This is a genomic window from Streptomyces sp. NPDC042259, assembly GCF_055582085.1.
In genome coordinates this window covers 247773-259585 of the sequence record NZ_JBVJDW010000008.1, presented here as the reverse complement: position 1 = coordinate 259585, position 11813 = coordinate 247773, and the positions used below count along the sequence as shown (strand labels likewise).

At 69.9% G+C, this 11813-nt stretch carries 12 protein-coding genes; 6 read left to right on the top strand and 6 right to left on the bottom strand.

Going from position 1 to position 11813, the window contains the following annotated elements:
- Positions 1 to 123: 123 nt before the first annotated feature.
- From ACZ6MA_RS22625 to ACZ6MA_RS22605, 5 genes are all read left to right on the top strand, one after another.
- Positions 124 to 687 (top strand): carboxymuconolactone decarboxylase family protein, encoded by a 564-nt coding sequence (locus ACZ6MA_RS22625; RefSeq protein WP_469435721.1) that lies wholly within the window; start codon positions 124 to 126, stop codon positions 685 to 687.
- A 175-nt stretch (positions 688 to 862) separates the two neighbouring features.
- Positions 863 to 1927: a hypothetical protein gene (locus ACZ6MA_RS22620; RefSeq protein WP_469435720.1), complete on the top strand. Its 1065-nt coding sequence runs from the start codon at positions 863 to 865 to the stop codon at positions 1925 to 1927.
- A gap of 161 nt (positions 1928 to 2088) precedes the next feature.
- Positions 2089 to 2646: a glycoside hydrolase family 25 protein gene (locus ACZ6MA_RS22615; RefSeq protein ID WP_469435719.1), complete on the top strand. Its 558-nt coding sequence runs from the start codon at positions 2089 to 2091 to the stop codon at positions 2644 to 2646.
- A gap of 100 nt (positions 2647 to 2746) precedes the next feature.
- Positions 2747 to 2923 carry a hypothetical protein gene (locus ACZ6MA_RS22610; protein ID WP_469435718.1) on the top strand — a complete coding sequence of 59 codons (177 nt, stop codon included), beginning with the start codon at positions 2747 to 2749 and terminating at the stop codon, positions 2921 to 2923.
- 102 nt (positions 2924 to 3025) lie between these two features.
- On the top strand, positions 3026 to 3340 hold the full coding sequence (locus tag ACZ6MA_RS22605) for a hypothetical protein (RefSeq protein ID WP_469435717.1): 315 nt from the start codon (positions 3026 to 3028) through the stop codon (positions 3338 to 3340).
- Positions 3341 to 3397: 57 nt separating this feature from the next.
- On the opposite strand, the gene ACZ6MA_RS22600 is transcribed toward ACZ6MA_RS22605, so the two are convergent.
- On the bottom strand, positions 3398 to 4270 hold the full coding sequence (locus tag ACZ6MA_RS22600; RefSeq protein ID WP_469435716.1) for an undecaprenyl-diphosphate phosphatase: 873 nt from the start codon (positions 4268 to 4270) through the stop codon (positions 3398 to 3400).
- A gap of 269 nt (positions 4271 to 4539) precedes the next feature.
- Here ACZ6MA_RS22600 and ACZ6MA_RS22595 point away from each other — a divergent pair, with 269 nt between their 5' ends.
- Complete coding sequence (locus tag ACZ6MA_RS22595) at positions 4540 to 5838, top strand: helix-turn-helix transcriptional regulator (RefSeq protein ID WP_469435715.1); 1299 nt, start codon at positions 4540 to 4542, stop codon at positions 5836 to 5838.
- A gap of 240 nt (positions 5839 to 6078) precedes the next feature.
- Here the strand turns inward: ACZ6MA_RS22595 and ACZ6MA_RS22590 are convergent, their stop codons facing one another.
- From ACZ6MA_RS22590 to ACZ6MA_RS22570, 5 genes are all read right to left on the bottom strand, one after another.
- Positions 6079 to 7011: an NADP-dependent oxidoreductase gene (locus ACZ6MA_RS22590; protein WP_469435714.1), complete on the bottom strand. Its 933-nt coding sequence runs from the start codon at positions 7009 to 7011 to the stop codon at positions 6079 to 6081.
- A gap of 8 nt (positions 7012 to 7019) precedes the next feature.
- Positions 7020 to 7415, bottom strand: coding sequence for a nuclear transport factor 2 family protein (locus tag ACZ6MA_RS22585; protein ID WP_469435713.1), 396 nt, complete (start codon positions 7413 to 7415; stop codon positions 7020 to 7022).
- Positions 7416 to 7606: 191 nt separating this feature from the next.
- Positions 7607 to 8632: a methyltransferase gene (locus tag ACZ6MA_RS22580; RefSeq protein ID WP_469435712.1), complete on the bottom strand. Its 1026-nt coding sequence runs from the start codon at positions 8630 to 8632 to the stop codon at positions 7607 to 7609.
- A 59-nt stretch (positions 8633 to 8691) separates the two neighbouring features.
- Positions 8692 to 9846, bottom strand: coding sequence for an acyl-CoA dehydrogenase family protein (locus ACZ6MA_RS22575; protein WP_469435711.1), 1155 nt, complete (start codon positions 9844 to 9846; stop codon positions 8692 to 8694).
- Between the two features lie 43 nt (positions 9847 to 9889).
- Entirely contained in the window at positions 9890 to 11809 is a 1920-nt protein-coding gene (locus tag ACZ6MA_RS22570) for a flavin-containing monooxygenase (protein WP_469435710.1), read from the bottom strand.
- Between the last annotated feature and the right edge of the window lie 4 nt (positions 11810 to 11813).

Here is an 11813-nt window from a genome sequence, read left to right as displayed (position 1 = left end):
GTGGCCGCGACCCGACCGGGCGGGCCCGCGCGAGCACACGACACACACCGAACCGAACGCACGCGGCGGACGCCGAACCGCTGTCCGCCGCATCCCGCGCCGAACGCTCGAAGGAGACACACCATGACCGACTCCCCCTTCACGCTCCACACCCCCGAGACCGCTCCGGAGGCCTCGCGCCCGATGGTCGAGGGTGCCCAGAAGAACTTCGGATTCGTGCCCGGGCCGGTGGCCGCGATGGCGGAGTCGCCCGAACTGCTCGGCACGTTCATGAAGGCCGTGGGCACCTTCGACCAGACCTCGCTCGAGCTGCTGGAGCGTGAGGTCGTCGTGCTGACCGTGGCGACCTACGTCGAGTGTCACTACTGCGTGGCCATGCACTCGGCCACGCTCACCCGCCAGCAGGCCCCGGCCGAGCTGCTGTCCGCCCTGCGCGACAAGGCGCCGCTCGCCGATGCCCGTCTGGAGGCCATCCGGCAGTTCACCCTGGCCGTGCTCACCAAGCACGGGCAGGTCGGCAAGGAGGCGTTCGACGCCTTCTTCGCCGCCGGCTACACCCGGCGCAACGCGCTCGAGGTGGTCATGGGCGTCGGCACGTACACGATGTCCACCTTCGCGAACCGTATGACGGCCGTCGAGCTCGACCCGCCGTTCGTGCCGTTCGCCTGGGAGGCCCCGGCCGAGTAAGGCCCGGCGAGCACGGAGCGCCACCCGGAACGAGGAGCGGCCGGCAGCCCCGAACTGGCGCTGACGGCCGCTTTTCCGTTACCGCACCCACCGACACCGCACACCGACACCGCACCTCCACAACCGACTGTGAGCCACGAAGAACTCTGACTGCGCACCACGAACGGGGAAGCACGTGAACGGAACGAAGAGGAACCGGACCACCAGAAGGCCACGCAGGTCCCTGCTGATCGTCATGGCCCTGCTGTTGACGGCACTCGGCGCCTCCGCGCTGGCCGTCGGGAACATCACCGCGAGCAGTGCCTCGGCGGTACCGGCCGGCCCCGACGGCCCGAGGCCGGACAGCGCCGACGAAACATCCGACCCGGGCCCCGACAAGGCCGGTGATCTCATCGTGGAGAACCGGACCTCCCTGGGCAAGGGCCACGTAGAGACGGTCTATTCCCGCAAGCCCGACGGCTCACCGAAGGTGATCGGCGTCGCCGTCAGCGAGACGGCCGCGAATTCGCTGCCGACGACCCCCCGGCACGACGGGAACACCTGCTTCGACAAGAACAACGACGGCAATGTCGACCCGAACACCGAATGCGGCGGCGGCCACGAGCGGGTGCTGTGGTTCCCCCAGCTCAAGGGGCTGCCCTTCAAGTGGATGATGTTCAACTGGCAGTCGGTGGGGCACGGTCCGGAGCACGTCTTCGACAAACCGCACTTCGACGTCCACTACTTCATGATGGACTACGAGGCCCGTAACGCCATACGCACCGGCCCCTGCGGTGCCATCTTCGTCAACTGCGCGGACAACGAGAAGGCGGCCAAGCCCGTGCCCGCCCCGTACCACCCGGACGGCTTCGGGCTGCCCGGCGCGGCCGGCCGCATGGGCAACCACATCGTCGACCTCAGCGCCGCCCCCGCCAACGGCGGGCCGTTCACCCAGGCGTTCGTGTACGGGACGTACGACTCCCACATCACCTTCTGGGAGAACGTCCTGTCCACCGACTGGCTCAAGAGCACCAAGCCGAAGCGCGATTGCCTGACCCTGAAGTGGGCTCCCGAGGTCGAGATCAGCGGCTTTTACCCGAAGAAGTCGTGCACCAGTTACCGGGCCAAGCAGAAGGACTATCTGATGACCTTCGAGGACTTCGCCTACCGCAAGGCCCCGGCCGGTGCGAAGCCGCCGAACTGGACCCAGCCGCCCGCCTCCGCGGGCACCCCGGCGGCCGGTGGCGGACACGGCCACTGACTGAGCGGGAAACGCGCCGCGCGGGCCGGTATTTCCGGCCCGCGCGGTTCCACCGTGCCACGGGGGAATTCCCCCCGGGGACACCCTCGCCAGCGCGCCGTTCCGGATCGATACTGCGGACACGCTCCCAGTCGAGATTTCCGCGTTCCGGAGGCGGCGGCATGATTCACGGCATCGATGTCAGCAGTTATCAGAGCGAGAAGTACCCGGTGGACGGGTTCGACTTCGTCTTCGTCAAGGTCACCGAAGGTGTCTCCTACACCAACCCGAAATGGGTGGCCCAGCGCGACCGGGCCCGGGCGGCGGGGCTCGTGGTCGGCTACTACCACTACGTCACGGCCGGGTCGATGTCCGCGCAGGGCGACTACTTCCTCGGCAAAATCAATTTGCGGCCGGGGGATGTCCTGGCCCTCGACTGGGAGGAACCGAGGGTCCCTTGTTCGGACAAGGACCGCTGGCTGGGCCATGTGAGATCCAGAGCGGCCGGCCATCGAGTGGTCCTCTACTGCAACCGCGACTACTGGCTCAACCGCGATACGACCAGCGAGGCGGGCGACGGATTATGGATCGCGGATCCCGACCACCCGGCCGGCCGCCCGGCCGTCAAGCACCCCTGGACGTTCCACCAGTACAGCTCGGCGGGCAATCTGGACCGCGACGCCGCCCGGTTCGGCGACCGCGCGGCCCTGCGGGCCTGGGCGCTCGGCAAGGCGGGGTAGAGCGTCGGGAGCGAAAGTAAGTTCGCCAAACAGGTGTCCCACTCATCGGGACCGGCGCGATACCGGCTCCTTTGTCGGTGGCCTCCCTTAATCTGTTGCCATGTCAACTACCTTCGCTCCTTCGCATCCGGACGCCTCCGCCTTGAACGCCGCGATACGGGCGTTCCTGTCGGCGCGGCGCGGCCGGGCCCTGTCGGGGCCCGAGCGGTCCGAGTACGAGGCGCTGCGGGCGCGGTGGGTGGCGGCCGTACGGGCGGATTTCGAGACGGCGGCGTGACGGGGTCCGCGAGGGGCGCCCGGGCCGGGTGAGTTTCGTTCGGTGGAGAAGATCGTTGTCCCTGGGGGACAACCCGATTTCCACCGATCTCCAGGAGCTCTCATGCACCTGTTCCGCACCGGAGCCGCCACCTTCGGGGGGCTGTTGCTCTCCGTTTCCCTGGCCACCGCCCCGGCATTCGCCGCGGTCGGCCACTTCATCTGGGAAGGGCCCAAGGGGAAGATCTACTCGGTCCAGAACCCGCCGGACCGCAGGTGCCTCGACATGGGGCAGGAGGCCCGGGCCCCGCACAACGAGACGAAGAAGCCCCTCGTCGTCTACGCGAACAAGAAGTGCGAGGGCGCGGCGACCCGCATCGAACCGGGCCGGCACGCCGGCCGGGGTCTGACGTTCGCCAGTGTGATCTTCAACCCGTGATGTGACGCCGCGGCGCGTCGTGCGAGGCGCGGGCCGAACCTGTCGATACCGCCCGGCTCAGCCCGCGTTCTCTCCCGCGTGCGGGCTCAGTACCCCCGCCCCCACCAGGGCGAACAGCAGCAGACCGAGCAGGACGCGGTAGATCACGAAGGGCATGAAGCTGCGGGACGAGATGAAGCGCATGAACCATGCGATGACCGCGTAACCGACCACGAACGCGATCACCGTGGCGAAGACCGTCGGCCCCCACGCCGTGTGCCCTTCGCCCGCGTCCTTCAGTTCGAAGAGGCCCGAGGCCAGGACGGCGGGGATGGCCAGCAGGAAGGAATAGCGGGCGGCGGACTCGCGGGTGTAGCCGATGAGCAGCCCGCCGCTGATCGTCGCTCCCGACCGCGAGACGCCCGGGACCAGTGCCATCGCCTGGCAGACGCCGAAGACGAGCCCGTCCCGCGTGGTGAGCTGTTCGAGGCTCTTGCGCTCCCTGACGGCCCGGTGGCGCCCGCCCTGCTCGTCACGGGCCGCGAGCCGGTCGGCGACGCCCAGCACGACGCCCATGACGACGAGCGTGGTGGCGATCAGCCGCAGATCGCGGAACGGCCCCTCGATGGCGTCCTTGAGCAGCAGGCCCAGCACTCCGATGGGGATCGAACCGACGATCACCAGCCAGCCCGTCTTGGCGTCGTGGTCATGACGCATCCGACGGTCGAACAGCGACCGGAACCAGGCGGAGACGATCCGCGCGATGTCCTTGCGGAAATAGATGATGACGGCGGTCTCGGTACCGATCTGGGTGATCGCGGTGAACGCCGCGCCGGGGTCCTGCCAGTCCGCGAAGGCGGCGGTCAGCCGCAGATGGGCGCTGGACGAGATCGGCAGGAACTCCGTCAAGCCCTGGACGAGCCCGAGGATGAAAGATTCGAACCAGGTCATGAAGTCAGCGCCGTCCCCAAAATGATCGTGGCCCGACCGGTACGGACGGGTCAGGCGGGCTCTACGGGTTTCCGAGGGAGCCAGTCGATGCGGATCATCCACCGGGCAGGAGGCAGATTAGCGTCATCGAAGTGAACGATTACCGAAGTCGCGGCCGTCGGGGGCGAGGAGTTTTCTCATTGTCCTGAACCCGCTCTCTAGCCTTCCGGCTAGGCAGGACTAGCCGGAAGGCCGGTAGGCGGAGGCGGGGTGTCCACTACCATCGACATATGGTGTATGCGGACTGGGGGGACCCGCAGCGCACGCTGGCTGTGGCGAAGGCTTTGATGCGGGCGCCCCTCAAGGAGATTCTGTCCACGCTGTCGGCCGCCCTGACCGATCTCATAGAGCACAACGCCCTGGTCATGCTCACCGGCGACTGTCCCAAGTCGGCGACGTGGAATCACGGTGACGCCGAGCTGACGCAGGACGTCACCAGCTCCGAGCTGGCGGCCCTCGCCACGCACGTCGACGTCGGCAAGCCATGGTTCGGCGAGGCCCGCCTCGCGGGCTCGTCCCGCCCGGTCCTCGCCGTGGCCTCCGCGCCACCGGGCTCGGCCGGGGCCATGCTGGCGGTACTGCCGGTCACCGGCACCGCCCCCGAGCCACGGGCGCTCGCGGTGATCCAGCAGCTGTGGGACCTCGCGACCGTGCGGGTGATCGACCTGATGCCGCAGGCGGTGCCGGTCGACATGGCCGGCCCCTGGATCGCCAACAGCGAGCGGGCCCGGGTCGTCGCCAATCTGACCGACGCCCACGCCACCACGCTCACCACCCTGCTCGGTGTGCTGCGCACCCGCACCCTCGACGCCGAGGCGGCCCGCAGGACCGCCACCGATATCGCGGTCTCGGCGCTGGTCGAACTGCGGGCGACCGGGGAGGACGAGGAACTGCCGCCCGAGGAGACGGTCGGCGGTGCCTTCGGCAGGCTCTCCGACATGCTGGGACTGCTGTCCCGGTACAGCAATGTGGAGCTGGAGTTCTCCCCGCCCGACTGCCGGCAGCGGCTGCTGCCCGCGGACATCGCCCGGGCCGCGCTCACCACGGCACGCGGCACCGTACTGACCATGCTCGAACAGGGCGGGGTCAGCCGGATCCGGGTGAGCTGGCAGATCGAGGACACCGAACTCCGGACGACCATCCGGGACGACGGGCCGGGAACACTCGCCGCCGAGGCGCTCGCCGTGCACCGGCTGACCGACCGGGTCGCCGCGCTGAATGGTGCCCTACACGTCGACGCCGTCCCGGAATGGGGCACGATCGTCACCGCCCGACTGCCGCTGACGGCACCGGACCGCCCGCACAGCGATCCGCTGGGCGTCCTCAACCCCCGTGAGCTGGACGTCCTCGAACGGCTGGTGCACGGCCACCGCAACCGGACGATCGCCCAGCAGCTCCAGATCAGTGAACACACCGTCAAATTCCATGTGGCCAAGATCCTCAAGAAGCTCGGCGTCAACTCCCGCGGCGAAGCGGCGGCGCTGGCCCGTGCCTCGGGGTTCCCCACGGCGCTTTCGCTGGTGACTTAAGGCCGTGTCCGGCGGGTCGGGTGGACGGGCCGCCGCGGCCCGTGTCGCCCCGCACCACCGCTGCGCGGCGGTGTCCTCAATCGCCGGACGGGTGTTTCGGCTGGCCTCCGCCGAAACAGCCCGTCCGGCGATTGAGGACGCGCCCGCAGGGCGCTCGCCGCCGCAGGCGGCAACGACGGCCCGCAGCCAAGGATCCGCCGGACAGGTTGGCGGGGGTGCGCTGCGCCCCCTGATCCGGTGTCACGGAGTGAGCACCACCTTGCCCGTAGTGGAGCCGGAGTCGATCAGCCGATGCGCCTCCACTGCCTCGGCGAGCGGCAGTACCCGGTCGATGCGGGGCCGCAGTCTGCCCGCGTCGACCAGCTCGGCGAGTGCCGTCAACCCCACCTGGTCGGGCTCGGCGGTCACCCCGACGACCCGCAGACCGCGCTCCGCCGCCCGGCCGGCGAGGCCGGCATCGCGCATGTCGACGATGGTGACCAAGGAACCACCCGGCTTGAGCACGTCCAGTGACCGGATCGCGGTGTCACCGCCCACACCGTCGAGCACGACATCCACCTTCCCGACCGCGGCCGCGAAGTCCACCGCGCGGTAGTCCACGACCTCGTCGGCACCCAACCCGCGGACGAAGTCGTGCTTGGCCGCGCTCGCGGTCGTCACCACCTCCGCCCCCCGGGCCTTGGCGATCTGGATCGCCAGATGCCCCACGCCACCACCACCGGCGTGGATGAGGACCCGCTGACCGCTGCCCACCCCCGCCGCGTCCACCAGCGCCTGCCAGGCCGTCAGCCCGGCCAGTGGCAGCCCGGCCGCCGACGCATGGTCGAGGGCGGCCGGCTTGCGGGCCAACTGCCGGGAGGGGGCCGTGAGGTACTCGGCGTACCCGCCCGCGGCGCGCGGAATGAGCGGCATGCCGTACACCTCGTCGCCGACGGCGAAGCGGGTGACCCCCGCGGCCACCTCCTCGACCACACCGGAGACGTCCCAGCCCAGGATGAACGGCGGCGGGCCGAGAAAGGGGACGGCACCGGAGCGGACGTGCGCGTCGATCGGATTCACCCCGGCCGCGCGGACCCGGACGAGCACCTCGTTCAGCGACGGACGCGGACGGTCCACCTCGGTCAGCTCCAGCACCTCCGGCCCGCCGAAGGACCGCTGGGTGATCGCTCGCATCCTGGCCGTCATCGGGCGTCCGACACCATCTCGTCCAAGGTGGTGCCCTCGGGGACGGCCTGCCCCACGTCCCAGTGCTCGGCCAGCTTGCCGTCCGCCACGCGCCAGATGTCCACCACGACCGCCGGCGGCGCGTCCGGGGCGATCCTGGCCACGCTGTGGGTCCAGACGAATTCCCCCTCGGCGACCATGCGCAGGACCGTCAGCGAGAACGCCGGAAACGGCCGGGCGGCCTGCTCCCGGAAGGTCTCGACCGTCCGGTCCCGGCCCACGCCGACCCCCGGGTGGTGATTGGCGAAATCCTCGGTGAGCAGCGAACTCGCGCGAGCGAAGTCCTTGTCGTTGTAGAACGCCTCGATGTACTCGGAGACGAGGTCCTTGTTCGCCTTCAGGGAATCGGACATCCGGTGCTCCTCTTTCGGAAGGTCTGCGCGTGGGCGGGCGGTGCGTGTGCGGGGCGGTGCATGTGCGCGAGGCACGTGTGCGGGAGGTAGGCGTGCGAGGAAGTACGCGTGCAAGGAGGTACGTGTCCAGGCGCCGGGCCGGATACACCTGGGGGAGGTGGCCACGGGGTGACGTCGCCGCCCCGCCCGGGTCACTCCTTGATGCCCACCACGATCGCATCGGGCCCGACGAGGTGCTCCGTCCGGGTACGGGTGAACCCGGCCTCGGTCATCCAGCCCACGCACTCGGCCGCGGTGTAACCGAAACCACCGTCGGTCACCGCCCGCATGGTCAGGCTCATCAGCAGGGCGAACGCGTTCGTCGAGCGGTCGTCGTCGATGAGCGCGTCGTAGACGATCACGGCTCCCCCCTTGGGCAGCGCGTGCCACGCCTTCTCCAGGAGGAGCTTCTTCTTCTCCAGATCCCAGTTGTGCAGGATGTGGCCGAAGGTGATGACGTCGGCCGACGGCAGATCGTCGGCGAAGAAGTCACCGCCGACGAACCGCAGCCGGTCCCGCAGACCGTTGTCCCCGACGTACTCCTCGAAGACGGGGGCGGCGGCCGGCAGGTCGAAGCCGACCCCGGTCAGATGCGGATTGGCCAGCAGGACCTGCACCGCCAGGTCGCCCTGGGCGGTGCCCATGTCGGCCAGCGTCCGGTAGTCCTGCCACGGCACCTGGTCGGCGATCTTGAGGTTGGCCGCGTGGCTGATGCTCGTCATCGACGCGAGGAACTGCTTCAGACGCACGGGGTCGGCGTAGAGCGCGTCGTAGGTGTCCAGGTCACTGGACTTCGACTCGTCCTGTGACTCACCCGTGCGCAAGGTGTCGGTCAACCGGTTCCAGATGCCGAACAACCGCCCGTTGGCCATCTCCAGCATGCCGCCGACGTGCGCGTAGGACGGCTTGGCCCGGTCCAGGAAGGCATCGGTGTCCTCCGTGTTGCGGTAGACGCCGTCGGTACGCCGGAGGAAGCCCAATGCCACCAGCGTGTCGAAGAAGTCCCCCGCGGCACGCGGGTGCAGGCCCAGCCGGTCGCGCAGGGTCGGGGCGTCCGCCGGGCTCTTGGCCAGCTCGGTGAAGACGCCCACCTCGACGGCGCTCAGAAGCGTCTTCGACGCCTCGAAGCCGAGGCCGATCTCCATGATGCGGTCCGGGGAGGGCTGGTGTCGGGTCACGATGTACTCCTTCACGTTCCGGTGGTCTTCCAGGTGCGGATCGGGTGGGCGGGGCGGGTTCACGCCCCGGCGAACAGCGACCGCGCGTAGTTCCGTGCCGTCGGCTCGAACTGGAGCGCCTGATGGGTGGACATGGAGTTGACGTCACGCCAGAGCCGCTGCAGGGGACCGTCGGCCGCCTGCCCGTTCGTCCCCGCGGTGCGGAAGATCCGGTTGACCGCGGTGACCAGCACCTCGATGGCGAAGGCGCTGTCCCGCGCGTTCCTGGCGACCTCCCCGGGGGTGATCACCTCCTGACGGTCGGCCAGGTCCGCGATGCGCTCCAGCAACAGCTGCACGGCGTCGATCTCGGCGGCGGAGCGGGCCAGCACGGTCTCATAGGTCGTCAGATTGCCGGCCACTCCCGGCATGCCCGGCAGCGGGGGCGTGTCCCGGATCTTCTTCCCCAGGTAGTCGGCCAGCAGGGCCAGCGCACCCCGGGCCGCGCCGAGGGCGGGGACCACGAACGTCAGACCGTTCACGGCGGCCAACGGGGCCAGCGGCGCGGCCGGGGGCTCGGCACCCGGGTCCGCCGGGCGGCCGGCGAACACCGCCGCCCGGTCGCCGATCCGGTGGGCCGGGACGAAGACGTCGTCGAGCACCACGGTATTGCTGCCGGTCGCCCGCATCCCCACGCTGAACCAGGTGTCCTCCACCCGGCACTCGGCCCGGGGAACGACGACCAGGGGCAGCTCCGGCTCACCCTCGCCGAACACCTTCGGGCACACGATCACCCAGTCGGCGAACTCCACGGCGCTGATGTACGGCCACCGTCCGGACACCCGCAGGCCGTCCTTCCCTTCGGCGACGGCCTCGCCGAAGGGAAGGACCGAGCAGACGACTCCGGCGTCCGGCCCTTCGGCCCACACCTCCCGACGGCCCTCCGGCGGGAAGAACGACACCAGCCGGGGCGTGCTCGCGAACAGTGAGGCACACCACGCGGAGGCCGCGCACTTCTCGCCGATCGTGCTCACGGCGCCCAGCAACTCCCGGAACGTACCGGCCCGCCCGCCGAACTCCGCCGGCACGAAATGCCGCATGAACCCGGCATCGGCCATGGCCTTGATCACGTCGGCGCTCAGCTGCCGGTCACCGTCCATACCGTCGGCGAGGCCGTCGGCGATCTTGGCGATGTCCCGTGCGGCCGCCGTCAGCGATCCGCTGGATTCGTTCATCTCTCGTCACCCTCGCTTGCCTCGAAGCGGCTTGTGGAGCGATTCACCGCAGCTCGTATTCGGTGGGATCGACCGCGTGCGTCAGCCGCCAGTACTCGCCTGCCGCATAAGGCCAGTTGGTGGCCGAACGGCCGCCCTCGTTGTACCAACCGCCGACCTTCGACCAGCCCCACGCGCGGTCGCGGTTGCCCGCGTCCACCCAGGCGTTGTAGGTGTCGTGCACCTCCGGGCGGACGGACAGGGAGCGGCTGCCGCTCGCCAGCAGGAGCCGGATCGCATCGAGTATGTACGTGGCCGCGCACTCGGAGAAGTAGACGATGCTGCCGCCCTGGCCCACGAGATTGGTGTTCGGCCCGTACATGCAGAACAGATTGGGGAATTCCGGGACGGTGATCCCGAGATAGGCCCGGGGTGCGCCCTGCCAGGCGTCGTGCAGATCGACACCGCCCCGGCCGGTGACCCTCATCGGGGTGAGGAAGCGGGAGGCCTGGAAACCGGTGGCGTAGACGATCACGTCCACGTCGAACACCGCACCGCCGGCGAGGGGCCCGGTCGGGGTCATCCGCTCGATCGGGGCGGTCACCACCCGGACGTCGTCCCGTTTGAGGGTGGCGAGCCAGCGGCCGTCGTCCCGCAGGACCCGCTTGGCGCCGACCGGGTACGCCGGGATCACCAGCTCGCGCAGCTCGGGGGCGTCGGTCAGCTGGGCCTCCATCGCCTGGAGCAGCGTGGCGCGCAGTCGGTCGTTGAGCGCGGACACCGCCCGTTCGGTGGGCGGGTGGCCGTGGTCGACGACCCAGCCTTCGAGGATGCCCCGCAGGCCGGGTGCGAACAGCCAGAACCGGTACCACTGCGCGTAGTAGGGCACGTGCTCGAACAGCCAGCGGGCGCTGTCCGGCACGGGCTGGTGGTAGTGCGGCGTGGGCCGCAGCCATGGCGGATTGCGCTGGAAGACGACGACCTCGGACGCGGTCCCGGCGATCTCCGGGATGATCTGGTAGGCGCTGGCACCGGTGCCGATGACGGCGACGCGCTTGCCCGCCAGATCGGCCCCGTGCTCCCAGGCGGCGGAGTGGAAGGCCCGGCCGGTGAAGGAGTCCCGGCCGGGGATGTCCGGCAGCCGGGGCCGGTTCAGCTGCCCGACCGCGCTGATGACGGCGTTGTGGGTGACCGTCCGCCCACCGTCCGGTCCGTCCAGCGTCAGGTGCCAGAGCGACCGCTCGTCGTCCCACCGCATGGCGGACACCTCGGTGCCGAAGCGGATCCGGTCGCCGACGCCGGAGTCCTTGGCGAACGCGCGCAGGTATTCCAGGACGACGTCCTGACCGCAGAAGTGATCGGGCCAGTCGTATTTCGGGGCGAAGGAGTAGTTGTAGAGGTGGCTGGCCACATCGGTCCGGCAGCCCGGGTAGGTGTTCTCGAACCAGGTGCCCCCGACGTCGGGGTTCTTCTCGTAGATGACGAAGGGCACGCCGGCCTGGGCGAGGCGGTAGCCGGCCAGCAGGCCGCTGAACCCGGCACCGATGACGGCGACCTGGAAATCGCTGCCGGGACTCAGCGCCGCCCTGGTCCAGCCGGGTGCCTTCGGGTCGTCACCGGGGCCCACCAGCTCCTCGGCGAGCAGCGGCAGCAGTTCCTCGGTGTCCGAGCCCATGGCCCAGGTCGTGATCGCGTGCAGCAGCTCACGGCCCGGCGGCGGAGGGAACGGCGCCGGCCCCCGGCCGCCCGGCCGCAGAAGCACCTCCAGCGCCCTCTCGCGGACCTCGGCCTGCTGCTCGGCGGTCAGCCCGCCCTGCGGTGCGAACAACCAGCCCGGCGCCCGCAGATCCTCGCGAAGCACCGATACATCGCCGGTCAGATGGGCGATCGTCATCAGCAAGGCGGGAATCTCCGCGTCCGACAGATGGCGGCGCAGTGTTTCCTCGTCGACGGCGACCGGCCGGGTCGGGGGGCTGAACCCCATGGAC